Origin of the sequence: Vibrio penaeicida, from assembly GCF_030689305.1 — a bacterium.
Taxonomy (GTDB): domain Bacteria; phylum Pseudomonadota; class Gammaproteobacteria; order Enterobacterales; family Vibrionaceae; genus Vibrio; species Vibrio penaeicida_B.
On sequence record NZ_JAUYVM010000003.1, the window covers coordinates 330,620 to 357,103 of the forward strand.

At 44.3% G+C, this 26,484-nt stretch carries 26 protein-coding genes; 14 read left to right on the top strand and 12 right to left on the bottom strand.

Annotated features, from left to right (window positions below; translation table 11 throughout):
* Positions 1–276: 276 nt before the first annotated feature.
* The 4 genes from Q8W40_RS07455 to Q8W40_RS07470 all read left to right on the top strand — a co-directional run bounded on the left by Q8W40_RS07455 (position 277) and on the right by Q8W40_RS07470 (position 6,742).
* The gene (locus tag Q8W40_RS07455; protein ID WP_305396567.1) at positions 277–978 is read left to right on the top strand and encodes a FadR/GntR family transcriptional regulator; all 702 of its coding nucleotides are present in this window, start codon (positions 277–279) and stop codon (positions 976–978) included.
* A gap of 317 nt (positions 979–1,295) precedes the next feature.
* Positions 1,296–3,686, top strand: coding sequence for a BNR-4 repeat-containing protein (locus tag Q8W40_RS07460; protein WP_305396568.1), 2,391 nt, complete (start codon positions 1,296–1,298; stop codon positions 3,684–3,686).
* Between the two features lie 43 nt (positions 3,687–3,729).
* The gene (locus tag Q8W40_RS07465; RefSeq protein ID WP_305396569.1) at positions 3,730–6,057 is read left to right on the top strand and encodes a glycoside hydrolase family 88 protein; all 2,328 of its coding nucleotides are present in this window, start codon (positions 3,730–3,732) and stop codon (positions 6,055–6,057) included.
* A 292-nt stretch (positions 6,058–6,349) separates the two neighbouring features.
* Positions 6,350–6,742 (top strand): hypothetical protein, encoded by a 393-nt coding sequence (locus Q8W40_RS07470; protein ID WP_305396570.1) that lies wholly within the window; start codon positions 6,350–6,352, stop codon positions 6,740–6,742.
* Between the two features lie 123 nt (positions 6,743–6,865).
* Here Q8W40_RS07470 and Q8W40_RS07475 read toward each other — a convergent pair whose 3' ends face one another.
* Positions 6,866–7,231 carry a nuclear transport factor 2 family protein gene (locus tag Q8W40_RS07475; protein ID WP_305396571.1) on the bottom strand — a complete coding sequence of 122 codons (366 nt, stop codon included), beginning with the start codon at positions 7,229–7,231 and terminating at the stop codon, positions 6,866–6,868.
* 242 nt (positions 7,232–7,473) lie between these two features.
* Between Q8W40_RS07475 and Q8W40_RS07480 the strand changes: the two genes are divergently transcribed.
* Positions 7,474–7,680, top strand: coding sequence for a DUF3565 domain-containing protein (locus tag Q8W40_RS07480; RefSeq protein WP_305396572.1), 207 nt, complete (start codon positions 7,474–7,476; stop codon positions 7,678–7,680).
* A gap of 47 nt (positions 7,681–7,727) precedes the next feature.
* Here Q8W40_RS07480 and Q8W40_RS07485 read toward each other — a convergent pair whose 3' ends face one another.
* Complete coding sequence (locus Q8W40_RS07485) at positions 7,728–8,237, bottom strand: GNAT family N-acetyltransferase (protein ID WP_305396573.1); 510 nt, start codon at positions 8,235–8,237, stop codon at positions 7,728–7,730.
* Positions 8,238–8,393: 156 nt separating this feature from the next.
* Between Q8W40_RS07485 and Q8W40_RS07490 the strand changes: the two genes are divergently transcribed.
* Complete coding sequence (locus tag Q8W40_RS07490; RefSeq protein WP_305396574.1) at positions 8,394–8,927, top strand: MerR family transcriptional regulator; 534 nt, start codon at positions 8,394–8,396, stop codon at positions 8,925–8,927.
* Between the two features lie 5 nt (positions 8,928–8,932).
* Here the strand turns inward: Q8W40_RS07490 and Q8W40_RS07495 are convergent, their stop codons facing one another.
* The 3 genes from Q8W40_RS07495 to Q8W40_RS07505 are packed head-to-tail and all read right to left on the bottom strand — an operon-like array spanning position 8,933 to position 11,498.
* Complete coding sequence (locus Q8W40_RS07495) at positions 8,933–9,607, bottom strand: 3-oxoacid CoA-transferase subunit B (protein WP_370693371.1); 675 nt, start codon at positions 9,605–9,607, stop codon at positions 8,933–8,935.
* Positions 9,601–10,260, bottom strand: a complete 660-nt coding sequence (locus tag Q8W40_RS07500; protein ID WP_305396684.1) for a CoA transferase subunit A — start codon at positions 10,258–10,260, stop codon at positions 9,601–9,603. The genes Q8W40_RS07495 and Q8W40_RS07500 overlap by 7 nt, the downstream gene beginning before the upstream one ends.
* Before the next feature lie 26 nt (positions 10,261–10,286).
* On the bottom strand, positions 10,287–11,498 hold the full coding sequence (locus Q8W40_RS07505) for an acetyl-CoA C-acetyltransferase (RefSeq protein WP_305396576.1): 1,212 nt from the start codon (positions 11,496–11,498) through the stop codon (positions 10,287–10,289).
* A 223-nt stretch (positions 11,499–11,721) separates the two neighbouring features.
* Between Q8W40_RS07505 and Q8W40_RS07510 the strand changes: the two genes are divergently transcribed.
* The gene (locus tag Q8W40_RS07510; protein WP_305396577.1) at positions 11,722–12,873 is read left to right on the top strand and encodes a winged helix-turn-helix domain-containing protein; all 1,152 of its coding nucleotides are present in this window, start codon (positions 11,722–11,724) and stop codon (positions 12,871–12,873) included.
* A gap of 21 nt (positions 12,874–12,894) precedes the next feature.
* On the opposite strand, the gene Q8W40_RS07515 is transcribed toward Q8W40_RS07510, so the two are convergent.
* The 4 genes from Q8W40_RS07515 to Q8W40_RS07530 form a co-directional block, all read right to left on the bottom strand.
* A complete protein-coding gene (locus tag Q8W40_RS07515; protein ID WP_305396578.1) occupies positions 12,895–13,776 on the bottom strand; it encodes a LysR family transcriptional regulator in 882 nt (293 codons plus the stop codon).
* Between the two features lie 121 nt (positions 13,777–13,897).
* On the bottom strand, positions 13,898–14,512 hold the full coding sequence (gene maiA, locus Q8W40_RS07520; protein ID WP_101110087.1) for a maleylacetoacetate isomerase: 615 nt from the start codon (positions 14,510–14,512) through the stop codon (positions 13,898–13,900).
* A gap of 459 nt (positions 14,513–14,971) precedes the next feature.
* On the bottom strand, positions 14,972–15,958 hold the full coding sequence (locus Q8W40_RS07525; protein ID WP_305396579.1) for a fumarylacetoacetate hydrolase family protein: 987 nt from the start codon (positions 15,956–15,958) through the stop codon (positions 14,972–14,974).
* A 76-nt stretch (positions 15,959–16,034) separates the two neighbouring features.
* Positions 16,035–17,168 carry a homogentisate 1,2-dioxygenase gene (locus tag Q8W40_RS07530; protein WP_305396580.1) on the bottom strand — a complete coding sequence of 378 codons (1,134 nt, stop codon included), beginning with the start codon at positions 17,166–17,168 and terminating at the stop codon, positions 16,035–16,037.
* Positions 17,169–17,432: 264 nt separating this feature from the next.
* On the opposite strand from Q8W40_RS07530, the gene Q8W40_RS07535 reads away from it, so the two are divergent.
* From Q8W40_RS07535 to Q8W40_RS07550, 4 genes are read left to right on the top strand one after another with little or no spacing between them, the layout of a single operon-like run.
* Positions 17,433–18,464, top strand: a complete 1,032-nt coding sequence (locus Q8W40_RS07535) for a TRAP transporter substrate-binding protein (RefSeq protein WP_305396581.1) — start codon at positions 17,433–17,435, stop codon at positions 18,462–18,464.
* Positions 18,464–18,982, top strand: coding sequence for a TRAP transporter small permease (locus Q8W40_RS07540; protein ID WP_305396582.1), 519 nt, complete (start codon positions 18,464–18,466; stop codon positions 18,980–18,982). The genes Q8W40_RS07535 and Q8W40_RS07540 overlap by 1 nt, the downstream gene beginning before the upstream one ends.
* Positions 18,979–20,283 (top strand): TRAP transporter large permease, encoded by a 1,305-nt coding sequence (locus tag Q8W40_RS07545; RefSeq protein WP_305396583.1) that lies wholly within the window; start codon positions 18,979–18,981, stop codon positions 20,281–20,283. The genes Q8W40_RS07540 and Q8W40_RS07545 overlap by 4 nt, the downstream gene beginning before the upstream one ends.
* Before the next feature lie 52 nt (positions 20,284–20,335).
* On the top strand, positions 20,336–20,800 hold the full coding sequence (locus Q8W40_RS07550; RefSeq protein ID WP_305396584.1) for a MarR family winged helix-turn-helix transcriptional regulator: 465 nt from the start codon (positions 20,336–20,338) through the stop codon (positions 20,798–20,800).
* 7 nt (positions 20,801–20,807) lie between these two features.
* On the opposite strand, the gene Q8W40_RS07555 is transcribed toward Q8W40_RS07550, so the two are convergent.
* Positions 20,808–21,548 carry a substrate-binding periplasmic protein gene (locus tag Q8W40_RS07555; protein ID WP_305396685.1) on the bottom strand — a complete coding sequence of 247 codons (741 nt, stop codon included), beginning with the start codon at positions 21,546–21,548 and terminating at the stop codon, positions 20,808–20,810.
* A 137-nt stretch (positions 21,549–21,685) separates the two neighbouring features.
* Here Q8W40_RS07555 and Q8W40_RS07560 point away from each other — a divergent pair, with 137 nt between their 5' ends.
* A complete protein-coding gene (locus Q8W40_RS07560; protein WP_305396585.1) occupies positions 21,686–22,459 on the top strand; it encodes a ferredoxin--NADP reductase in 774 nt (257 codons plus the stop codon).
* Between the two features lie 33 nt (positions 22,460–22,492).
* Positions 22,493–23,116, top strand: coding sequence for a hypothetical protein (locus tag Q8W40_RS07565; RefSeq protein WP_305396586.1), 624 nt, complete (start codon positions 22,493–22,495; stop codon positions 23,114–23,116).
* A 21-nt stretch (positions 23,117–23,137) separates the two neighbouring features.
* On the opposite strand, the gene Q8W40_RS07570 is transcribed toward Q8W40_RS07565, so the two are convergent.
* Positions 23,138–23,818 carry a Crp/Fnr family transcriptional regulator gene (locus tag Q8W40_RS07570; protein WP_305396587.1) on the bottom strand — a complete coding sequence of 227 codons (681 nt, stop codon included), beginning with the start codon at positions 23,816–23,818 and terminating at the stop codon, positions 23,138–23,140.
* Positions 23,819–24,236: 418 nt separating this feature from the next.
* Complete coding sequence (locus Q8W40_RS07575) at positions 24,237–25,166, bottom strand: DUF3179 domain-containing protein (RefSeq protein WP_305396588.1); 930 nt, start codon at positions 25,164–25,166, stop codon at positions 24,237–24,239.
* Between the two features lie 207 nt (positions 25,167–25,373).
* Between Q8W40_RS07575 and Q8W40_RS07580 the strand changes: the two genes are divergently transcribed.
* A complete protein-coding gene (locus tag Q8W40_RS07580; RefSeq protein WP_305396589.1) occupies positions 25,374–26,483 on the top strand; it encodes an ABC transporter substrate-binding protein in 1,110 nt (369 codons plus the stop codon).
* The last annotated feature ends 1 nt before the right edge of the window (position 26,484 follow it).

Here is a 26,484-nt window from a genome sequence, read left to right on the forward strand (position 1 = left end):
GCAAAACGTGAAATTCTTAATTTGAGCGATATGAGAGATAAATCGAATTCTATTTATTGTGCGCAAAGTCAATATTTATTATTTTTGAGACAGGGTAAGAAGGCAGTATATAGTCCAAATATACTCGTGCGCACTCACTAGATTTTAATGGGTGTTGTTTATTTCTATGAAATTGAATTAGGATGATGTAGCCAAGCGACTTAAAACCAGCTGACCGCTTGAAGCGACTGAACCATAAATAGAAATGATTAAAGTTGGTGGAGGCTATTTACTAAAATGTTAGGCAAGAGAAAAACACTGGCATCTCAACTTATTGAAAAAATAAAGAAAGACATTATTGACGGTAACCTGTCTCCTGGGGATAAGCTGCCATCAGAACAAAGCCTTATTAATCAATATGGTGTAAGCCGAACGGTTGTCCGTGAAGCGATTGCTGGGTTAAGGGCAGACGGAATGGTGGTGACACGTCAGGGGATAGGTGCTTTTGTTACTGAAAACCCTGTGAGTAAGTTAGAGCTATTTAATCCGACGACGTTAAAAGACATCCTGCATGTACTAGATTTGAGGTTATGCTTAGAAACCAAAACAGCGAAACTTGCCGCAGAGCATCGTACCGAAGCGCAATTAGCTAAAATTGCTACCGCTTTGGCTGCATTCAAAAAAGCGGAATACGACTATAGCGAAGTGTCCATTGCTGATTTTCAATTTCATATCGCGATTGCAGAAGCATCGGGGAACCCCTATTTTATCAAGTTACTAGAGCATTTAGGACCTCAAATCATTCCTCACTCCCGTATCGATTTATATCAAATGCCTGATGATGAAGCTGACTTCCTTGATCGAGTTTATTTAGAACATAAGAAAATTTATGAATATATTGCAGAAAGAGATATTGAAAATGCTGGGAATACAATGGCTTCTCATTTAGAAAAGGGTATTTCAAGATATAAGAAGCTGGATTCTGAATCCAATAATTAGGCGTTAAGTCGTTTTCAGTTAATTATTCTTTCACCTTCCCTAATTTCTTTCTAAATACAATGCTTGTTGTGGTTCTTATCACATAAATTAAGAGTTTTTCCTTAATTGTATTGACAGTTTTAACCATAAATTAATAACAATTGTCATGCGTTGTTCATTCTTTGTCGACAACTTCAATGAAAATTGAGGTTGTTCTATGTGGTATTCGACAGAGAAAGAACGTTAAACTTTTAGCCTCTTTTTATGTCGTTTACTTTTCGATTTGTTCTTTGATCTTATCTGAATTAGGTGGATCAAATGATTGAGAGGTAACAACGATGCACTCCTCAATTCAATGTAATCTTCGTAGGTTTAGTGGAGCAATGCTCTTCCCTTTGATGATTGCGCTACCTCAGTACCTAAATGCTGCCCCAGTCTCTAACGATTACGATTTCGTTATTACAGAGGATGGCACATACATCTGGTTTATTGACGAACGAGCCAGAATCAACGACGGTGTGCTTTACACATCTTATGTGAAAATTGATGGTTTTACAGGCATGTCTACGCTGGACTTGGAATCAGGTTCGAGAATCGGTGATGACATAGATCTCAGCAGTTTCCAGCAGGCAGATGATCACAATAACGGTGCCATTCTTCCTTTGCAAAATGGAAAGATGATGTCGCTATACACGCTGCACGATGCTAGGCGAACGCAATACTATCGCGTCTCTAACAACTCTCTGCCGCTGACATTAGAAGACTGGGGTGAAGAGAGGACGTATCCAATCCCTAGTACTGCCACGTACAACAATGCCTATCAACTCTCTGCCGAAAATGGGAAGATTTACAACTTCTTCCGTGTTGGTGCCCGTGACCCTTATTACGTTACTTTTGATGCCAATGGTAATAACCCTACTGAAGCAAAACACTTTATTCAAAATGGTACTCAATGGTGGGATAGAGCGTACGCAAAATACGCATCAAATGGTGTAGATAGAATCGACTTCTTCTTTACCGATGGTCATCCGACTCCAAAACGAACTAGCCTATATCATCTCTACATTAAAAACGGAAAAACATATAAAACCGACGGTACTCTAATCGGAAATTTAGGTGATGCACCATTTACTGTTTCGGAGGGAACGGTGGTCTATCAACAAGGAGAAGATGGCACAAACCGTTCTCCTTGGAATCATGAAGTTCGCTACGACTCTTCAGGTAACCCTGTCCTTCTCTATAGTCATCAATATGACAAAAATACCATTGATTACTACATGGCGACGTGGAATCCATCAACGAACCAGTGGAATAAAATTTGGGTAGCGGATGCTGGAGACTCTCTAATTCCAGAATCGATGACTGCGCCTGATGGAACAAGGTTTGGAGGATCTCAAATAGATTATGCGGGTGGTATTACCCTTAACCCATACAACTCTAACGAACTATTCATTTCTGCCAATGTTAATCCTATTACGGGTTTAGACACGGACAAGTTTGAAATCTATAAAGGCGTTTTGAGTGGAACGAATTTTACTTGGGAAGCGTTAACCGCCAATTCTCCAGACAATAATTACCGTCCGTTTGTTCCTTTTGGTGCAGAAAGCTCTGACGAACAAGTCGTGATTTGGTTTACCGGTAAGTATGAATCCTTTATCAATGGGTATAAAGATCTGCAAAGCACTGGAGAATCTTATTACTTCAAAGGGTATGACTCGAAAATCGTAGGGAAATACATCAATAATCTGAGTGCCTACATTGCAAGAACTTGCCAAGCAGTAAACATTTCCCCTTCCTCATCAAACACCACCGCTTATGGAGGTAGTCAAGATCAGGGAAATGCGACATTCGCTAACAATGGTATTTCGCTGACTGGGAATAGCTGGAAAGCCATTGATATTGACTACCGAGTAACACCGAACACCACGGTCTCTTTTGAATTCAAATCCGACACTCAAGGTGAAGAACATGCGATAGGTTTTGATAACAATTTATCGGTCAGTAACCGCTTGCGTGCCCGTCTATACGGTACCCAAAAAGATGCCAATATTGAAGGTGCATTTGATACTTACCATACCAGTGGTGCTTATTCACGCTTTATTGCTCCTATCGGGAAATCCGTAGCTAATCAGCCGTTTAGTGCTAACTATCTGGTTGTTAATGCCGATGATGATGCGGCTGCGCAAGGTGATTCTACTTTCCGAAATATTTCTATATTTGAAGATTACAGTGACGTTTACTTTAGCCGTAATCAAGTGGATGTTTACGATCCCAATCAAGGCGATGGTGGGACATTTGAGGTATCTCCAGATGGCAGTACTTTATCTATCTCTAACAACGGATGGCGTGTAGTTGAATTGCCCTATGACATTACACCCAATACTGTAATCACATTTGATTTCAAAAGTCCTCAGCAGGGCGAATTTCACGGTATAGCTCTGGATAGAGATAGGGTTCTGAATAATGGTGAAACACGATTCTCTCTCTACGGAACTCAAGGTGACCCGAGTTCAAATGAAAGCTACAAAACCTACGATGCGAGTGGAGAGTTTCAACATTTCACGATCCCTGTCGGTCAACTTGCAACCGCTGAGAGGACAAAATACCTAGTGCTCATTGCCGATCATGATAATGGCGAAAGGAATGGAGAGTCGGTTTTTCGCAATGTCCGCGTTTTTGATGATGTAAATGGAAACCAGATCGATGATCGCTGCGATCCTGCACTTTAAAGGCTTACGAATTCAAATTTATTTTTAACTAAGGACAGTTAAGATGAAAAAATCAACAATGCTTAAGCTTTCGCTGTTAAGCGCTGTATTCCTAAACTCGACTGCTTTCGGGGCGTACAAATTTACCCCAAACGATATGCTAAATACCTCAAAGTTGGTCCATGACTACTGGGTTGATAATGGGTTCTACGACAGTCAATACGCACCAGATACGAATTGGATATATGGGGCATACCATATCGGCGAGTTCGATTATTTCAAGCTGACCGGTAACGGAAAGGCATGGGATAATACCTTAAGCTGGGCAAGAGCATTTTCCTATGAACCTCACGGTTCATGTAGCACGACTCACGCAGATCACCAAGCTGCTGGACAGGTCTTCTTTGAGCTAGCTCCTTTAGCCAATGAGCCCGACGGTATCCTTGGTTGCTTGAAAGAAAGCGTGATGGGCGTTGTGAACTCTTCTTATTCTCGCTATTGGTCTTGGGCCGATGCGCTTTACATGGCGCCAGCTGTTTGGCCTCTAATGGCTGACACGCTATCTAGTGAGTCAGAGAAAGATGCGGTTTATCAGTCGCTATATACTCAATTCCAGTCCACCTATAACGAGCTTTGGAATGAAGAGTACGATCTATGGGCAAGAGATTCTAGATACGTTTATCCGCGGAATCCGAGCCCAGATGGTAACCCAATGTTTTGGTCTCGCGGTAATGGTTGGGTATATGGGGGAATTGCCAGATTGTTAGATCGGTTACCTGAAGATGCACCTCACTACGATGAATATGTGACCAACTTTGTAAAAATGTCTGCAGCCCTTAAAAATGCTCAATTAGCCGATGGATTCTGGGGGGCTGATCTTATTGAGCCGCACCATATCAATGCCCCAGAATCGAGTGGAACCACATTTTTTGTTTATGGTATGGCAATAGGTATTCGACTCGGCATTTTAGACGCCGAATCGTATATGCCAGTCATCGAAAAAGGGTGGTTAGCGCTCGCGAATACCGCACTACAGGATTCTGGTCGATTAGGTTGGGCTCAAGGCGTGGCGCATGAACCTTATATGGCATACGCGAGAGCCGGTTCTAGCCAGCCTTACACGGTAGGTTCATATTTGGCAGCCTCTAGCGAAATCTACCATCTTCTATCAGACAACAATATTGCACAAAACAAATCAGTGACGTGTTCAAGTGAACCTCAACCAACGTTGGCACCTTGTAGCCAAGCGGTTGATGGAAATTTCGCTGGGCATAAACGTTGGTCAGCCAATGTGTTTCCTTCATGGATAGAAATTGATTTGGGAGAGATCAGTGAGCTTTCAGCGTTCAGAGGCAGTTTCTATTCCGATCGCGATTACCAATATACCGTTGAGGTAAAAGTAGACTCGGGTAGCCAATACGAGACAGTACTCGATCAACTGAATAACACAGACGGCCGCGCAAGCCTGATAGGGTTACCTGACAATACCTTTGGTCGATATGTTCGTGTTACCGTGGAAGATGCGGCGACTTACAACGGTAGCTGGGTCAGTATCAGAGAGCTTGAAGTGTTTGGTAAACCATCCGCATTAGAGAGTATTTCATTAAACAAACCGGTAACTTGCAGTGACGAACCGCAACCTCAATACAGTTGCAACCAAGTTGTAGATGGAAATGAAGGTGCCGGAGACCGTTGGTCGGCGATGACGTTCCCACAAAGTGTGGAAGTGGATCTCGGTTCATTACACACGTTGAATGGATTCGCGTTGAGTGCTCTTCATAATCGAGAGTACAACTTCAATATTGAAGTAAAAACGACCGAGTCTGCTGACTATCAATCGGTTAGTGATGTCGTGGGTGGTGATGGAACTGGGCAATATCAAGCTCTTACTCCTGTTGTTGCTCGATACGCAAAACTGACCGTAACAGGCATCGCCGACAATTCGTCTAACTGGGTAAGCTTAAGAGAATGGGATCTGTTTGGACGTGAATATTCTCCTACTATAATCCAGCCAACGTCGTTTACGTGCAACAATGAGCCACAGGCTCAATACGGCTGCGAAAACTTGTTTGATGGCAGTTCGTCGTCTGGAGACCGGTGGTCGACGGATGGTTATGGTGTCGTAGAAGCGGAACTCGGGAATGAGAAATCTATACGAGCTTATAGTCTCAGTACTTTTCAAGACCGAAAGTACGGCTATAAACTCGAAGCGCTAAACTCAAATGGTGAATATGTCACAATCGATGAGCGAGACAGCAATGCATCTGAACCAGGTGTTCAGCACATTCTGCCAAATTCCGTAAGCACATCCAAAGTTCGTCTCACCGTTACGGAGTTCCCACCTGGGATCATTCCATGGACAAGCTTGACAGAGCTTTCGCTATACGAGTAAAACTCGGCGCCCTGCAATAGCAGGGCGTTTTATCTTTTCGGGAGCGAATATTAATGCATCAACGTGTTTACTCGCTCACGTATTTGCATTGAGAATCCCATAGCGTGTATAGATATAAGTCTAATTCTTGCGATATGCCGCAGAATTTTGCCAGCTTCTTGATGGTTTTGTAATCTCGGGCACACCTGATCAATAGGTTATGTGTTAAGTTTTATCTCCACTTGGATATGAGCTTTTTAAACAAGCCATACCCGATCTGAACAAGTAGTTTGCGTTGAAATAGGATGTTTTGATGTTTAAAAAAGTGGATGTTCCGAGTATGACGTCAACAGGGTTAAAAGTAGGTGATTCTGTGATTTCATTAGACCGAATTGAAGAACTGTACGTGAAGGATTACACCACCATAGACAAAGTGAAAAGGGCTGCACTCATTGCATTTGTGTTTGGTTTTGTCGCCTTACTCGTTCACCCGCTGTACGCTGGTCTACCCGTTTTTTTATTGGTGTATTGGTTCGCGTATGCTAAATCCCCCATCTATGAATTGCGCGCGGTTGTTAAATCGGGAAACCCTGAAACCGAAGATTTGGATACCGGATTACACAAAACCGTATCCAGAGAAGATTACATCTTGGTGATCGAAAAATTCCACGCCATTAAAGCATATAACGAAATGACGGCGCATTAGCCCCGTAATACTGGCTGACACTTCTCAACTATCTGGATACCGACAGCATTATGTTTACCGGTATCCAAATTCGTTCTCTTTTAGGTATTCAACATCTCGAACGGGCTTGTTTAGAAGACTGCGTTAGCCCATAAAAGTGACGCGCCTTATCAAGCCATCTTCAACTTCATATGCAGCAATAACCTTCAAGCTATTTTCAATTTCTCCAGACGCCAAACTCGACGATTCTGCCAATTCATGATCAACCAAAAAACGGTCGTGAACAATGCGCTTTAGCGATGTCGCGTTTAAATACGTTAAGCTCGCAAACTTCTTTCCATAACGCTCAATCAACGTGTCTCTCCCTGTGTATTGAAGCCCTTTAGAGAAAGAGTGAATCTCCACATTTTCGTGATAAGTGGCTGCGAAAGCATCAATGTCGCGCGTGTTGTAGGCGTCGAGTTGTTGATCGACGATGGCAATGGTGGCAAGTTCCGTTTCAGTATGCATCTGGTATCCCTTTTTTGTTTGGCGAAGAGGGTATACATAATTAAGTAAAAGGTATAGTCAAACTGATTCAAGATGCTGCGTTCGCCGATTATAGATCCGCTAAAAAGTGAATGATCGACTCGGTCTCCGAGTTTTAGGTAGAATATCGCTCAAAGCACAGTTAACTACTTAATTATAAATCGCTAGACTCCTATGGTAGCCTCACAGCGACTTAAACAGACGTTGCGTGGTTATTGAGAAAGATGAAGCAGCCCATTGTCGGTTACCATAAAGATGAATTTGATGATTGGGTGGCGGAATTACAGTGCGGTCATTTTCAACATGTCCGGAACAAACCTCCCTTTATAAACAGACCTTGGGTTGAAACGGAGACAGGCCGTGATTCTATGTTGGGCTACAAACTGAATTGCAAAAAATGCGATTTAGGTGAACCGAAAGATCAGATTTAGCCAGCTAGGTCTATGTATTGATTGATATTCTTGCTTAGGCTGCCAATTTATACCAATGTCTTTACCAACTCCAAATCGTTGAGAACCACCGAACTTAAACGTTCCTTGCTCCGTTTCCCTGTTTCGATAAATCCATGTTTCTTATAGAAAGTCAGAGCAGATTTGTTTGTATCCAGTGCCCATAACGTGATTTGGCTTACAGATGAGCATGCCAATTTCGATTCGCATTCTTCCATAAGCTTAGAACCAATCCCTTTGTCAAAGTGGCTTGGTAATAGGTAAATAGAGCTGATTTCGATACTCTGAGATGAGAGATTGGGTTGAGCTTTGTCAAAACTGATAAAACCGACGACTTTCTGATTTTCTTCGGCGACAAGTAAATTAGCGAGGCTTTTACTGATCACGTTTGTCCAGAGCTTGGTTCTGCGCTCAATAGTTTGTTGTTTAATAAAATCGTCAGGCATAAGACCGTGATATGCTGCCTGCCACGACGTAACATGGATATGCGCTACGTCGGATACATCTTCTAAGACTGCCTCTCGAATTCTAATCTCCATTCCCCTATCTCCTTGAAATCATGAATATCCTTTGAACGGATAATACTGACTTTAAATGCATTGTGTCTGTTTAAATTGTTTCAAAGACTCAATACTTGACCCGACTATAGGATCAGGGTTCAAAATGGAAGTTAAGAAACAGTGAAGGGGGGAGTTATGTTGACAGTGACACAACTGGCGCGAGAGTTTGGTATTTCGCGTGCCACGATTTTGTATTACGAAAAAGAAGGGTTGCTTTTCCCTGCCAACCGTTCTGATAACGGGTATCGGTGGTATGGCGCTAAGGAAGTGGAAAGGCTGGAAGCCATTACATCTTACCGATCTTATGGATTGCCCGTTTCCCGTATTCGCGTATTGCTGGAGCTGAAAGGCAAGTCTCAGACGCGGATTCTCAAAGAGCATTTTTCTCAGCTTGAGCAAGAAATTCAGACTCTTCGAAACCAGCAAAAAGCGATCGTTACCTTATTACAGGAACCGGAAATGCTTACTCAGAGCATCGTGACAAAAGCGCGGTGGGTGCAGATTATGGAAGCCGCAGGATTCAGTGAAAGTGACATGGTCACGTGGCATCAGAAGTTTGAAGAAATGGAGCCGAGTGAGCATCACAAGTTCTTGCGGTCACTCGGCATCGAAGGTGAAGAGCTTAACCGGATTCGCAACGGATCCCAAAGAGAACCCAGCTCCAAATAACAACATTATGCTGCATTCATTGGCTTTAATGACGGGCTAATTAACAAGGGGGCTTCTGTGATTGCTTGGATAGTGTCGACATCCACGTCACTGGCAATTTCAGTGATGACAATACCTTCAGGGGTTATCTCAAAAACGCCAAGCTCGGTCACAATCAAGTTTACTTGATTGACAGCAGTGAGCGGTAACGTGCATTTTTTGAGTATTTTGGGTTTCCCTTTGGCGGTATGTTCCATTGCTATGATGACTTTCTTGGCCCCGACGACTAAATCCATCGCACCTCCCATACCTGGAACCATTTTGCCCGGCACGATCCAGTTAGCAAGGTTGCCTTGTTGGTCAACTTCCAGTGCGCCTAACACAGTGGCATCGACGTGACCGCCACGAATAATCGCGAAGGAATCGGCACTATTGAAATAGCATGCGCAGTCTAGCGCTGTAATAGCTTGAGCACCTGCGTTCACCAAATCGGGGTCTATATTGGCTTCGCTTGCCATTTCACCAACACCGAGCAGCCCATTTTCTGCCTGAAACAATATCTCTATTTCATCACTGACTTCGTTTGCCACTAATGTGGGAAGGCCAATGCCTAGGTTAACCACATCGCCATCGGTAAATTCTTGTGCGACGCGATTGGCTATGCGTTGTCGTATTTCGGCTTTGGTCAAATTGGTCATGATAGGGATCCTTGCTGGTAGATGTGGTCGACATATAAGCTTGGGGTGTGGATAGCTTCTGGTTGAATTTCGCCTACATCGACGAGCTCTATCGCTTCAACAATGACGGTCTTGGCAGCAGTTGCCATTATGGGATTAAAATTCTGAGTGGTCTTGTTGTAAAACACATTCCCTTTTTTATCGACTTTTGAACCCCGTATTAGTGCCAGATCGGCTTTTAGCGGTTTTTCCAGAAGAAACGGGACATCATCAATCACCACGGTTTGTTTTCCTTCTGCCACGATAGTGCCCAAACCCGTAGGGGTCAGCACGCCACCTAAGCCCGCGCCACCTGCACGTATGCGTTCAGCCAATGTGCCTTGTGGAACCAGCTCCACATCCAGCTCCCCCGAATTCATCTGTGCACCTGTTTCAGGGTTTAACCCGATGTGGGAAGCGAAGAGCTTTTTTACTCGCTTTTGCGCGATCAGCCGGCTGACACCATGTTCCGGATAGCCAGTGTCGGTGCTGATTAATGTGATGTCTTTAATGTCATTTTCAATCAATAAATCAATCAAACCCTCTGGTGCGCCAGTCGACATAAAACCGCCGATCATAATCGTCATGTCATCTTTTAGGAGAGAGGCAACGCCTGCTTTTTCTATCTTTTTCTTCATGACCTTTTCGTCTTTCTGCATGATAGCTATGCCTCGATTCGCTTTAAAATGACAGCGGTTCCCATGCCACCACCAATACACAAAGACGCCAAGCCTATATTTGCTTTTGAGCGATTGAGCTCGTACACCAATGTAGTCACGACTCGGTTGCCGGATGCTCCAATTGGATGCCCCAGCGCAATTGCGCCTCCGTTGGAATTACTGCGTTCAAGAATCCAATCTTTGGAAACGTCGTGCTGCGCACTAAGCTGTTTGATAACGCCAAGAGATTGTGCGGCAAACGCTTCGTTAAGCTCAAAACAGTCAATTTGATTGAGGCTCATATGTGCTTTCTTAAGCGTATTGGCAATGGCATTGACTGGACCAAGCCCCATGATTTCTGGCTCAATGCCTGCTTGACCATATTCAACAAGCTCAGCTAATGGTGTGAGCCCTAATTGCTTAACGGCAGTTTCATTCGCCAGTAATATTGCGGATGCTCCGTCATTGATGCCAGAAGCATTACCAGCGGTGACAGAGCCGGATTTACTAAAGGCAGGGCGCAGTGCTTGCAGTTGTTCCAACGTGCAGTCGCGTTTGGGGAATTCATCTTGAGCAACAACCGTTTCTTTTCGGCGGTTTACTACGGTGATGGGCGCTATTTCTTGATCAAATCTGCCTTCATCTTGGGCGCGAACGGCTTTAAGTTGGCTTTGGAGTGCGTATTGGTCTTGCTCTTCGCGAGAAAGGTTCAGCTTCTCGACAATGTTTTCCGCGGTGATGCCCATAGGGTATTGATAGAATGCGTCGGTGAGCCCGTCATGCATGATGGTATCCACCATGGTTTGATTGCCTATTTTGTGTCCACGGCGGTTATCACCAGAAACAACAAATCCAGCGTTAGACATGCTTTCCATACCACAGGTCATGACGACTTGTGCATCGCCTGCTCGGATATGGCTGGCTGCATCGGTAATCGCTTTCATGCCACTGCCACATATCATGTTGAGCGTGTAAGCGGGTACAGACGAAGGTATGCCTGCCTTAATGGAAGCCTGCCTGCCCGGTCCCATTCCACTTCCAGCGGAAAGTACGTTGCCGACGATCACCTCGTCGATATTCCCGGGAGCGATATTGGATTGCGAGATAGCGGCTTTGATCGCATGAGCACCAAGATCCACCGCGCTGAGTGGCGACAGAGCACCATTGAAATTTCCAATAGGTGTGCGTTTTGCCGCAACGATATAAATGGCTTCCATCTGCTTACTCTTCTTCCTGAATACGTAAATCTCAGTGTATGAAAGAACGGACTGGAGGTGTTATAAGCAGAAATTCAAAGCCACTTTGCATATTTGCAAAGTGGGATACAAATGTATGGGGATTCGAGGCAGAATAGCCATTCTTATACTTGAGGAGTGTCGCGTTGAAAGGGATTCAAACAACTACAGAACCAAGGAAAACTAAGCTGGGGAAATGCGTTATATGATTTCATTAACCCAATCTCAAGCCCAAAAACTAGCGCTACTTTCTCAAGGGTTACCGCCCAAATCTCCAAAGTCTCACTCCACTTCACATACGTTAAAGGTGATTGAGCAGCTTGGTTACATTCAGATAGATACCATTTCAGTGGTTCAGCGAGCGCATCACCATGTGTTGTGGAGCCGCAATCCCAATTACCAACCTGATCATCTTGAAAAGCTTGTTGCTGAAAATAAAGTGCTGGAGTACTGGTCACATGCCGCCTCTTTTCTGCCAATGAAGAATTTTCGGTACACCTTGCCTCGTAAATTGGCCATTAAATCTGGTCAGCAAGGGCACTGGTATAAGAAAGATACCAAGCTAATGAATCACGTTATTAAACGTATAGAGGAAGAAGGACCACTGCTCGCTAAAGATTTTGATTCAAAAGGCACCAAAATTAATGGCTGGGGAGCGAAGCCAGCCAAACGTGCATTGGAATACCTGTTTATGCAGGGAGACTTAATGATTCCGGAGCGTCGAGGTTTTCAGAAAGTGTACGACTTAACCGAGCGTGTACTGACGCCGGAAATCGATACCTCTGTGCCGACATCGCAAGAGCATGCGCATTTTTTAGTTCTTTGCTATTTGAAAGCACATGGGCTTGGAACGCTTTCTGAAATGATCTATTTGCTCAAGGATGTGAAAGCCAATGTCACCCAAGCGCTCCGTGATTTATGCGATGAAGGCACAATTGTTGAAGTAGAAGTTCAGGGGAAGAGTTACTGGGTTCTTTCGGAATCCTTACCCTTATTGGATACACGCCTGAATCGTAAACGAGCAAAAATTCTTTCACCGTTTGATAACCTTCTTATTCAAAGAAAGCGAGCCACTGCATTCTTCAATTTTGATTACTTAATCGAATGTTATGTGCCTGAAGCAAAACGTCAATTTGGCTACTTTTGTTTGCCCATTTTATGGAATGGGGAATTAGTCGCGAGGGCGGATTGCAAGGTGGATAAAGGCACCTCTACGTTGAATGTGATCCATTTATTTATAGAGGCTTCACTGAAAAAGAAATCGGAATTTTTAGAGGCATTAGAACAAGAACTCATGGATTTCAGTGAATTCAATCAGTGTGAAAAGTATGAAATTCTTAAGATCTCTGAACGTTGATTGTTGCCCGCTTTATGGGCGTTACTCAAGCAAGAATGTCTTAAACTGCTTCGCCGCAGGAGAGGCTTTATTTTGTGGCTGGTAAAACAGGTTGAGGCTCCACAAGCTTGTATCGTATTCGCTTAACAGTTGGATGAGCTGTTGGTTTTCAAGAGCGTTTTTCACAATGAATTCGGGCAGGTAGGCAATTCCCGCCCCTTTTAATGCCCCCTGGAGAAGCAGGTCACTGTCGTTCACTTCCAGTGATTTTGGCACCTTCACAATTAGAGTTTCGTCGTCCTTTTTGAATATCCAATCGTTACTGCCGGTTAAGGTGGTCGCGAATAGGCATTGGTGCAAGGTGATGTCGGTAGGAGTTTCTGGTTTACCGTTTTGCGCTAGATATTCTGGTGACGCAACGGCCACAAAGGGTTCCGAAATCAGCTCTCGGCGAACGAGGTGCACGTCTCGGTCTCGATAACCTTGGTAATGCGCGTTGGCGCTGATGATCAAATCGGCTCTGTCGGAATGGTCGAGCGCCCATGGTGTCACCGTAAGATTGAATGTGACTTTAGGGTGAGATTTCATGTAATCAGAAATCTTGTCCATCAAAAAATTGTTGGCATACGCTGGTGTGCAGGCAATGTTAATGTGTCCGTTATTCTCGCTTTGAAAGCCTTCTAACTTTCGGCGTATTTGGTTGCTGCTATCCACTATAGGAGCAAACTCATCAAACAGGGTTTGCCCCGCAGGTGTTGGGGTAAGAAGTCGGTTAGACCGATGGCAAAGCGTCATCCCAAAATGTTGCTCCAACTCTTGTAACCATCGGCTTCCGGCAGACACAGAAAGTTCAAACTCCCTAGCTGCTGCGGAAATAGATCCGGTTCTAATCACCGAAACAAAAAACGCCATTTTATCGAGCATACCCATCCTTGATTACTTTTCTTACTCAATGGACTTTAAACGAAACCAAAATATCTTGGCTGAGATTGGATTGAAAGTGTGAGTTTGAATGGAAAACCGCCCTGCGGTGCAGGGCGATGGATTATTTAGGGCTCGCGTCCGAAAAAGCAGATAACGCTAGGCAGTTACTTTCAATCTCGACCAGCCTTGGGTATGGCGCGAGGTCGAATTCGAAGCGGCGGGCGTTGAATACCTGGGGAACCAAAAAGATATCGGCAAGAGTGGGGCTATCGCCGCAACAAAATGCGGTGTCTGATTTAGACAGCTTCTTCTCTAATCCTTCAAAACCTTGCTGCAACCAGTGGTGATACCAAGCCAGCTTTTCTTCTTCACTTTGCGCCAACTCGCCGGTTAAATGCTTTAACACTCGAAGATTGTTAAGTGGATGCATGTCGCACGCGACGTCGTAGGCTAGGGCACGGCACTGCGCTCGTTTGATTGGGTGCTCAGGTAACAAGGGCAGCTCTGGGTAGAGCTCATCGAGGTATTCGATGATCGCGAGCGACTGAGTAATAATGTCTCCTTGCGTTTCTAAAGAAGGCACCAAGCCAGCGGAATTCACTTCAAGGTATTCCACACTGTTTTGGTCACCATCCAGCAATGAGACAGGAATAGACTCGTAGTCTACCCCTTTCAAGTTTAAGGCAATTCTTACTCGATAAGCCGCAGTAGAACGGACGTAATCGTATAATTTCATTAGCATTTCCTATAATACCAGTATTATACCCAAGTGATCTCAAGATACAGGATTCAGAGCCTCATAGTCTGTTCCAACTCAAGGAAAAGAACGCAGTGGAATGATGAGTCCTTTCCAAGTTCTTTGACGATGAAATGGGACAGGATATGGGCTCCCAAGGGCGAGTTTAACTGGCTTTCATACTGCGTTACCGATTCTTGATTTAGAATGACTAGATCTTCATATCGCTGCCTTGTCTGAAAGCCAGTTAACTCTCGCTGAACCAAGTATCTTGAGGTTACTTGGGTATAGTAAGTAATTACTCATTCTAGCTTGTTAAAACACTCGATAACTGCGTTAAAAAATTTAATTGTAGAATAACTACTTATCGAAATTTTTTGCCTTGTTCTCAAGCGTTTTTCCTTCGCTATTTATGAACACTTACTTACTGTGGTTGGGTATAAGCCACTTAATTCATACTTAATCTATTTGATATTGAGCAACCGTCTGGTCGATCTTACCAAACAAAGAGTTACCCTCTTTATCAAACATTTCAATTTCTACTCTATCGCCGTAGGTCATAAACGGCGTTAAAGGTTCACCAGAATCGATGATTTCAAGCATGCGCTTTTCGGCCAAGCAGCATGAACCTTTACTGCGATCGATGTTGGAAACTGTGCCCGAACCAATGATGGTCCCTGCTGCGAGGTGGCGACTTTTTGCTACGTGCGCGACCAACTGGTGGAAGTTAAACGTCATGTCGACGCCTGCCTCTGGCGATCCAAATTTTTCCCCATTGAGATGAACATGAAGTGGAAGGTGTACCTTACCGTCATTCCAAGCTGTATCCAGTTCATCTGGCGTGATTGCTACGGGAGAAAAAGCAGAAGCAGGCTTTGATTGGAAGAACCCAAACCCTTTAGCTAATTCGCCTGGAATGAGATTACGCAACGAAACGTCGTTGACCAGCATCAGCAGTTTGATGTGTTGTTCTGCGTTTTCAGGTTGGGTACTCATTGGAACATCGCCAGTAATAACGGCAATTTCGCCCTCAAAGTCGCAGCCCCATTTTTCGTCTGCCAGTGCGATATCATCTCTCGGTCCTAGGAATCCATCGGACATGCCTTGGTACATCAACGGGTCGGTCCAGAAACTCTCGGGCATGGTTGCTCCCCGTGCTTTTCGAACCAGTTCAACGTGATTCACGTAGGCGCTGCCGTCCGCCCACTGGAAAGCGCGAGGAAGAGGCGAAGCGCAATCTTCAGGATTGAATGGGAAGGTGGTATTCACGTCTCCAGCGTTTAACGCTTGGTAGCGTACTTCGAGTTGCTCAGATGTATCTGCCCAATTATCCAACGCGTGCTGGAGAGTTGGGGCAATGTCGGTCGCTAACGTTGCTTGAGATAGATCGCGCGAAACGACGATAAGATCGCCGTCTCTTCCATGCTTGAGTGATGCGAGTTTCATCCAGTGTTCTCCTCTAATTTATTATGAGTATTTTTGAAATCTTACAGTCCAATATGAGTTATTTTGTTGATGAACCCTACTTTGCAGGTGTGCGCCATGAGTACACATAATCCGGGTTTTCGACAGACGCTGCCGCTTCCGTTATGTCTAAAGGCGCACGGGTGTCAATCATGACAGCAACTTCATCGGTTTCTTTTTTAGGATTTGCTTGGCTAGCAGCGAGAGCTTTAGGGTGCGGTCCGTGTGGAAATCCACAAGGGTGAAGCGTGATCATGCCTGCATCAATGTTGTCTCGGCTGAAAAAGTTGCCTTTGTGGTAAAACAACACTTCATCGTAGTCATCGTTATTGTGATAGAACGGAACTTTAAGGGCTCCGGGATCCGATTCAATCGGACGTGGAACGAAGGTGCAGATGACAAATCCATCGGCCACAAAAGTGATATGAGCGGATGGTGGCAAGTGATAGCGGTGGCTCATGAGTGGACGAATATCTCGCCAGTTTAAGCGGAAAACTGTGAGGTTTCCTTTCCAACCGACGGCATCTAACGGGTTGAAAGGGTAAGTCACGTTATTAAGGCGATTTCGGCTTTTGATGCGAACTTTCCATTGTTCACTTGTGCTTTTTTGTTGGTTAAAAGCGTCATCAATTTTGGGATGAACCAGAACCGCAGGATCAAAGATGGCGTGTTCACCGAGTATTCCGCGTTCGGCACTCATGTACGAGCTGTTGGTCGCCTCTATCATCAACATAACCACTTGTTCGTTGGTTTCTATGCGCCAAGAAGTAGAGCGGGGGATAACCAAATAGTCGCCTTCACTAAAGGTCATGTGTCCATAGTCACAATACAGCGAGCCTGATCCCTGATGGATAAATAGACATTCATCACCGTCACCGTTTCGAACCAAATGTTGCATATTGGCACTGGTTCGCCAAATTCTGACTTGTACATTGCCATTTTTCAGTAGGCACGGAGCGGACAGCGGGCACGATTCGTCAGCTTCAACTTTATTGGTGTCGAAGGCGTGTGGGCGTAAATCGCCTTCCCACTCACTCCAGCCTGTAGGTGCATGCTCGTGATACATATGAGTCGCAGGACCGAAAAACCCCTCTTTCCCTACTTCTCGTTCAAATGCATTACTGGGTAAGTCGCAGTGTGCCTGAACCGAGGTTTCTCCCTCTTTCAGTGGAAAAGAAAACCATTTACGCATAACCATCTCCTTGGCTTGTCTCTATAGTATATTCTGTTTCTAATTAATAGTTACAAATAAAACTAGTTTGAAGATATGTTAGCCAAATGGATGCAGTAAATGCAACAATTAATTATCAATATGGTTACTTTTTTGTTGCATTTGATACTTCTGTGTGATTTATTTTTATGGCTGGTTATGATTTAACCGAATGGTTTTATCATTAAATAAAGGAATGACTGGCACTAAAAATACAATTACAAAAGAAACCAAATGGAGTTCGACATGAGGAAGTTAAACTGGGTTGCTGGCACGCTAGCAATGGTGTGTGCAAGTGCGTCTTTTCCCTCAATTGCTGCTGAAAAAACACTGCTTGTGAGTTCGTGGGCATCACCAAATCATGGTATCAACAAGGTTGTTTGGCCGACTTGGGGTCAGTGGGTGAATGAAGCAACGGACGGGCGCGTAAAAATCAAAGTGGAATACAATATGGGCCCGCCGCCGGCACAAGCCGATATGATCGCTGACGGCATCGGTGATGTAACTTGGTTTTTCCACGGTTTCAAACCGGGTCGATTTGAACTGACTAAGCTCCCTGAAATCCCTACGTTTGATAACACGCTATCCTCTGAAAATGCATCAATTGCCTATTGGCGCGTATTCGATAAGTACCTAAAAAAAGGAAAAGAACACAAAGGATTAGTCGTCCTTGGTGTGGGTGTCCACGGTCCCGGTTCTATCATTACACGCAAAAAAGTCGACTCTTTCGAGGACTTAAAAGGCAAGAAAATGCGCATTGCAGGTGATGTGATGTCGACGATTGGTAAAAACATGGGGGTTGCACCTGTGGCTCTGCCACCCACCAAAGTATATGAAGCTCTGTCGCAAGGTGTTGTGGATGGTGCCTTTTTCACATTGGAGACGTTAAAGAGTTTTCGCCTCAATGAAGTCGCGCCAAATGTTGTGACATTCCCTGGTGGCTTATATCGCGGCAGTTTCAGTATTTTGATGAACCCCGATACGTTGGATGGTTTGTCGGATGAAGATCGCCAAGCCGTTTTGTCGGTATCTGGAGAAAAGCTTTCCCGTTTGTTCGGTCAAATGATGGATCAAGCCGATAAAGCCGGTGTAGAAGATACCTTGGCGAAAAATGGCAATATACAAGAAGCGTCTCCAGTCATGATAGAGCAAGCGAAGGCGTATGCTCAAGGTCTGGAAAAAGCATGGTTGAAGAAAGCCAAAAAACGTCGTATCTCCGATCCTGAAGGTGCGCTGGCTTACTATCGCGATCAAGTGAAAGCGCTAGGAGCAGAGTAATGAATCTGGTCTTCAACTTCGCGGGTGGGATTCGCCGGTGTTTGGAGGTACTGGCATCAGTGGCGTTGTTACTGATGCTGGTAATAACCGTTATTGATGTGGTGGGTCGTTACTTTTTTAATGCACCGTTACCCGGTGGTGTTGAATTAGTGGAGATCATGCTAGCAATGGTAGTGTTCGCGGCATTTCCTTTAATAACATGGAATGAAGAGCATATCTGCGTCGATCTACTTGATGACTGGTTCCCTAAAGCCATGGTGAGCTTACGCCAATTTGTGATTAGCCTAGGCTGTGCTTTCGCACTTGGATTGGTCGCGTGGAAAGTGTGGGGGCTCGGAACACGTTCACTTTCGTACGAAGAAGAAACCGATATTCTGGCGATTCCACTGGGCTACGTGATGTACTTTATTTCGGTGACGGGTTGGCTCTCAATGGTAATGACTCTGTTATTAGCGGTTTTGTATCTTGCCAAAAAGGGACCCATGTCCGGCAATGAAACGGAGGCAAAGCAATCATGACGGTAACTTTGATTGGTTTTGCGGCATTGCTTGCTTTAGTGCTGCTTAGAATACCTCTGGCGTATGCGATGGGGATCGTCGGGTTTGTGGGGTTTGGTGCGCTTGTTGACTACAACTGGACTGCAACATTATCCATGGCGGCTCGAAGAATCATCGATACGGGGCAAGACTACAGTTTGTCGGTCATCCCCCTCTTTGTCTTGATGGGTAACTTGGTTAATCGTGCTGGTTTATCGCAGGAGCTGTATGCCGCCAGTAACGCGTTTGTTGGGCACCGTAAGGGGGGCTTATCGATGGCGACCATTCTGGCGTGTGGTGGTTTTTCTGCCATTTGTGGTTCGAGCCTTGCAACCGCAGCGACGATGTCTAAAGTGGCGATGCCTCCCATGCGTAAATACGGCTATAAAGACAGTCTAGCAGCGGCATCCATAGCAGCAGGAGGCACTCTTGGAATCCTAATCCCTCCAAGCGTAATGTTGGTGGTGTATGGGCTACTGACAGAAACCAGTATTCGAGAACTCTTTGCTGCCGGCTTGGTCCCCGGGCTACTTGGTGTTGTTCTTTATTTGGCGGCCGTTAGGTGGGCAGTACACCGCAACCCTAACTCAGCACCTCCAATGGAGAAAATGCCTTGGAAAGAGCGATGGGTCGCCTTGAAGGGGGTAGTTTCCACTATTGCGCTGTTTGTACTGGTCATGGGGGGAATTTATGCGGGTATTTTTACGCCAACGGAAGCGGCTGGGATTGGTGCAGCAGGGGCGCTAGTCATTGCTGGTTTGAAGAAGCAGCTTACAGTAAAAGTACTGCATGAAGTGTTGCTGGATTCGGCGAAAACGACAGCTGTTCTATTCAGTGTGGTGATCTCTGCTTTGATATTTTCCAACTTCATCAATCGTGCAGGGTTTACGGATGCGCTGTTATCTTTTGTCACCAGTATGGATATGACGCCATTTATGGTGTTGGCAGTGATTTTACTTATCTACATTCTACTAGGGTGTATCTTTGAAAGTATGTCGATGCTCTTACTGACTGTGCCTATTTTCTTCCCATTAGTGCAAAGTTTAGGCTTTGATTTAGTATGGTTTGGCATTCTGGTGGTGGTGGTCACAGAAATCAGCTTGATAACGCCCCCAGTGGGAATGAATGTGTTTGTATTATCTGGCGTAATGAAAGACATAAAGACCAAAACCATCTTTCGCGGTATTGTACCGTTTTGGACAGCAGACATGCTTAGGTTAGTGCTTATCGCACTTATCCCTGCTTTGTCTTTAGCGCTCCCCAATTGGTTGTATGGTGGATAGCCAGTAAGCAGACCCCTGCTAGATTATTAAAAAGGTAAAGGTAACAAAGGACATGGAGCAATTTACGTTTTCACTGGAAGACTTTCTTCCCTATAAATTGGTTAGAACTGCTGAGCAAGTAGCCGACAGTTTGGCTGAGTTGTACCAAAAGGAATTCGGCATTACCCGACCTGAATGGCGGATACTTGCTAACCTTGGTGCGCGTGAAGATGTGATTGCTCGTGACCTATCTGATGTTACGAATCTAGACAAAGTAAAGGTGTCGCGAACGCTTTCTAAGTTGGAAGAAAGAGGGCTGATTCAGCGAGAGAAAACAGAGAGCGATCAAAGGGCAACGCACATCCAACTGACTGAAGAAGGGCGTCGGCTATATGAAAAGATGATCCCGCGAGTGTTGCAATGGGAATCGGAAATTCTAGATGGGTTAACAGGCTCTCAATACCGTGACCTATTTCGCGCATTGGATGCGCTGAAACAATCGACAGACGTTGTTTATCAAAAGCACTCGGGTGAATAACAAACCGCTATTGGTATCCGTTCAAGTTAAATTCTTTTAACAAGCGATTGTATGTTCCGTCTTTTCTCATTTGATTCAAGCCTCTGTTGAATGCATGCACGACTTCTTGTCCATCAAGAATGTTTTTGGATACCAACAAGTAGAGTGATGATTTACTAAGAGGAGGCTGAATGTAGACTACATCCTCTAACTTGCTGTGATTTAAAGAATTGGTCTCGTATTGAAATACGGCAAAAGAAATGGCAATCATGTCAACGCGTTGGCGAAATAGCTTCCTTACGTTGAGTATTTGATTCGAAGCTTCCTCTTTGGTTAGGTAGTCCGCTTCATCAAACTCTTTTCCATTTGCCCAACCTAAGCTTACACCAATTCGATATGGCGTCAGATCTTGCAATGAATCATAGCGGCTAAAACCGAGTTCTTTTAAAGCCACTAGCCCCACATCAACATCGAATATTGGGTCACTGTACAAATACTTTTCTGCGCGTTCATCTGTGTAATACCCTCCCATCACTGCATCGTATTCACCGTTCTCAACTAAAACTAATGCACGTTTCCATGGAGTAAACCGAATAGTACTTTCCAGATTAGAGCGTCGAAGCGCCTCTTGGACAATGGCTGTGACGACGCCATTTTTTTCTAGCTCAGAACTGTAAAACGGAGCCCAGTCTACGGTGACCATATTGATGGTTCTAGACTGAACGTTAAAAGACATGAGTATGAATAAAATAGGGAGCAAACGTATCATGATTTTCAAAGCCAACTTCAGTATTTGTTTTTTTAAGTATAGAGCTCTTAACAGAAGTGAGAGAAAAACTAACTTGCGTTTTACAGGAGGTAAAGGTAAATCTAATGTATAAATAAACACCATACTGGGAGGTGTGAATGCAAGATGTTCCGCACGGACTAACAAAAGGTGAGGTTACTCAACGCATTGATTGGACGGAAAACGTCTTCACGATTCAAGTGAACGCGAAAATTGAGCCGTATACAGCAGGCCAATTCACCAAGTTGGGTTTAAAGGTTGATGCCGATGATTGGGTGCGTCGAGCTTATTCGATGGTCAATTCTCCCAATCAGCCGCAAGGACCTGATTTTTTGGAATTTCTGATCATTTCAGATTCCGATGGCCAACTTTCCCCTAAACTTCACGAACTGCAAGTCGGCGATTCTGTCTACGTAGGTAAGCAGCCTTCTGGGTTTATGGTTATTGATGAAATCCCCGACTACGCCAAGGAGCTGTGGTTTCTTTCGACAGGAACCGCAGTAGGACCATTTTTAGCCATGTTGGAAGAGCATGAATCTTTCGAAAAGTTCGACAAAGTTGTGCTGGTGCATGCCGTACGAACGTCGCAAGAGCTCATTTATCAAGAAAAAATCACATCGTACCAAGAAAGGTATCAATCCAAATTCCAATATGTGCCTGTTGTGTCGCGTGAAGACAATCCAAATGCACTCAAAGGTCGAATTCCGGAATTGCTTTTAAATGGTGAGTTGCTTGAAATAACTGGGTTGAATTTGGATTCTAATAAGAGTTTCTTTTATCTGTGTGGTAACCCTGCAATGGTTAAAGATACGCAAGAAACCTTGAAAAAACTGGGCTTTGATAAGCACTTGCGCCGTAAACCTGGGCATTTTAGTTTTGAAAATTACTGGTAAGCCAACGTTGGAGAATGTGGCTTAGGATAGCGTATGAACATTAACCGGTTAAAAGCCGCTGAAGAAGATTTCTTAATTCGAGTACCGGGTGGATTTAATAGCCCTGAAATGATTGAGATCGGGAAAAAGCACAAGATGGATCAAATGATCGCTCAGGCCCAAGATGCCTTCAGCGAGGAGAAGTTCACGGATGCGCAAGGTACGGCAGAGATGATGACGAAACTGGTCAGCCGATCTTCGATGGTATCGATGTTTGAAAAGCCTAAGTTCCGTGATTATGTAAAAGGTATGACGCATCAAGAAAGGGAAGGGTTAGCCTATTCTTTAAAAGACATGTTGCATGGCGACCAAGAATACGGATTCAACACCATGCTTGATTTATTGCGACCAGCGAAATTAGCTAAGTGGTCTCTTGTCACTATTCTCCCGAACTATTATGCCCCATTAGACGAAGTTTTCGTTAAGCCGACAACAGCCAAAGGGGTGATCAAGTTTTTTGAATTAAACAACCTTGAATACAAACCGGCACCGACATGGGCTTTTTATCAAGAGTATCGCGCGCAAATTTTAGAAATGCGCAAACATGTTAGCCAAGATCTTTCCCCAAATAATGCAGCGTTTTGTGGGTTTCTCATGATGACGATGTCTTCCGACTAGCCATAAGTGAATGCGTCCGGATTAGCGAGCGAAAATATCGGGTGACAAATCAACCTGCTCGCACAGCTCTGGGATGCTGTTAATCTCAATCCAGTGACCGGTTTCTTTAATTAATCCGCTTTCTTTTAGCCTAGTTAATGTTCTGGATAGCGTTTCTGGTGTCATACCCAATTGAGTGGCCATCAGTTTTTTAGATACCGGAAGAGGGACTTTGCCATCGCATTTTTCGGCTTCTTGGCGGTACACCTCTGCCAATTTCATGACTAACCGTTGAGGTGCGCTGACTTGTGTCAGAATATCCACCGTATTCATCAATTGGTGTATCCGGTTTCCCATGAATTGCATGGTTCGAATGGATATTTCCGGTGTGCTACTAAAGATTCGAGCAACATCCGAATGATGAAATCGCGATAGGGTAGAATCTTGGTCCAAGCGAGCACTCATCGGGTAAGTTCTTGGTTCCATGAACATGGCCATTTCCGCAATCCACTCACCAGACATAAAAACTTTGAACAGCTTTTCATCGCCATTTGGCATCAATCGAAACAACGACACTTTGCCTTTTTCTACACGATACATGTGCGTAGCAGGTTCACCTCGGTGAAATAGGTTTTTCCCAGAGGGGTAACTTTTTTCCACTCGACAAGACAGAAGCTGTGCTTTTTCTTCCTCATTAAGCAAAGAGATTATGGATTCCTTCATCAATACGTCCTCATCTTGATAATGGTCAAGCACTGAAATTCTTTAGCAACACTATCATGTAAATAAGAATCATTAACCATAATAAGCATCAATCAACGAAACTGTGTGTCTGAAAATGCTTGTTAGTAGGTTGCAAACTAGGAGACGTCGTTATGGACGGACTAAGTCCTGCATTTCAGTGGATTGCCAGCGTAACTTTTGGCTTTATGTTTATTACTATCATAGTTTTTGCTTAGGATCTGTATACCTCAAGCATAATTAGTGTCGAGATCTGTGATGAGAGGCTTAAGCGCATATCAGTTTATATCAATATCAGTTTAAGCCTCTGTATGTAATTAAAGTGCCATCTAACTCCGTTATTCCGAAAGTATACTTCCCCTAAGATTCTGCTTATACAGCTCTAAAAAGTGGGGGAGTATCACCCGTCGTAAAGTTCGGTCTCTGGGTAAAAAGCTTGCCATGCAAACCAAAACACCATCACCGATGGGATAAGTTCGCCATTTTCGTCTTTCACCTGCGGGTGTCTCGCTTCTTTTTGGTAACTCACCGTAAGCTTTTTAGAGCCAATCGTATCTTTAAAATTTGGGTTTCCTTCCAGCTTTGATATCGGGTATGCCTTGGCTTTTCCATCGACAATGACACCTACTACCCAGTCTTTCTGAGGTAACTCATTCCTATTTTCTGGTACTGGAAACATCGGCGCGTCCGACGCAAAATATCGCGCATATGCCTGACCAAAATAGTCTCGTTTGTATCCCGTATCCAAAGATAGTACTTCGCCATTTGGGTTGGCTGCTTGCCATGCGTTCCACGTCATGTGTTTTGAAGGCATCCAAGTTAAGCGTTTTCCTGTCTCTAAACCACTGACGGAAGTGAGACCGAGTTGCGTCCATAATGATTCAGTTTCTCGGTCGTACATGAGGACGTCACTTCGATAGAGTAATCCAGACACACCAAACGTTTTAGCCTTACCATCTACTCGTGCATCGAACACCATGCCAGTTCCACAAAGTGGGCAGTAAGTGACGGTAAATGGTGTGTTCTTGATGCGATCGTTGACGATCTCGTGCCAAATCAAAATACGTGTTGGGTATGCTCTTGCCACGCCGTTTACTTCCACACCAATGACAATGTCATCTTTTTGTAAATAGTCGACTTTGCTCGCAGGGATGAATTTTGGCTGATCGATTGACGGTATTCCATCCCGTGGCGGTCCCCCGTGGAGAATCTCATTAGAATCAATAGTTGCTCCGGATAACTCAAAGCCATTCAATGAAAGGGGATATGCTTGAAAACTTAACAATAACAAGCATGTATATAACAATCCATTACGTCTAAAAAGCCTCATAACCGTATCCTTTACGCTATTTCATCAAACTAGATAGACCGTACAAGTGACGGTGAAATTTCGTGTTTTTTCCTATTGATAATTACTCTCAATTCGATTACTTTGCCCGCCATTGTGATGTTATAAAGTTACAGTTTAATCAGTAGAAGCTAATTAAAAAAGCTGAATCGGTAAAAAATTAATCAAAAAACGCTTTGGAGAATAATAATGAAAGGACGTTTGTTAAAGGCTATAGGTGTATTGTCGGTTGCGATTAGCAGCATGAGCAGTGCGGTTGCAGATATTCACTTTAAAGATGTGATTGGCCGTGATGTTCACCTTGAAAAACCAGCCGAAAGTATATTCCTCGGTTTTTATTTTGAAGACTACTTGGCTATTGCGGGACCAGATGCTTACAAAAAAGTATCCATTTTCCCTCGCCACTCTTGGAAAGACTATCGTTTATCTCAGTGGGAAACGTACAGCAAAATCATCCCAGAGATCGAAACCATTACAGATTCAGGATCCATTTATACGGGAACCTTTGATTTTGAAAAATTGCTAGCGACTAAGCCGGATGTTGCTCTAGTGGCTGCGTGGCAGTATAAATCGCTTGGTGACAAAGTTGAGATTCTGGAAAAAAGCGGCATCAAAGTTGTGGTCGTTGATTTCAACGCTCAGACGCTTGAAAAGCACGTAACCAGTGCGCGAGTTATTGGCAAAGTAATGGGTACAGAAGACCGCGCCGAAGCCATCGCTACTGAGTATGAAAATACCGTTAAAGATGTACAAAACCGCGTTGCAAAGTATCTGAAAAATAACGAGCCACGTCGTGTTTACGTCGAAATTGGCACAGGCGGTCCGAATGAATACGGCAAATCATACTCGAACGCGATGTGGGGGAATATCCTGAACATGGCGGGAGCTGATAACATCGCTAACGGTAAATTCAAAGGCTCTGCCCACCTTACGCCAGAATATGTCTTAAGCAAAAACCCAGAAGTTATCTTTGTTTCAGGCGCGCACTGGGCGAAATACAGCGACAGCGCATTACTAGGCTTTGGTACTACGGCGCAAGAGGCCCAATCACGTTACAGCCCATATCTAGAAAGAGCAGGATGGAAGCAATTAACGGCAGTGAAAAATGGTGATGTTTACGGCATGTACCATTCCGGAACACGTACGATTTACGATCATGTTTTCTTGCAGTATTTGGCGAAGTCTATTTACCCAGAAGCGTTTAAAGACATTGATCCAATTAAGTCTCACCAATCTTTCTTCGACAATTACATGCCCCAGAAACTGGACGGTACTTTCATGATCAAAGTAGAAGGCTAAT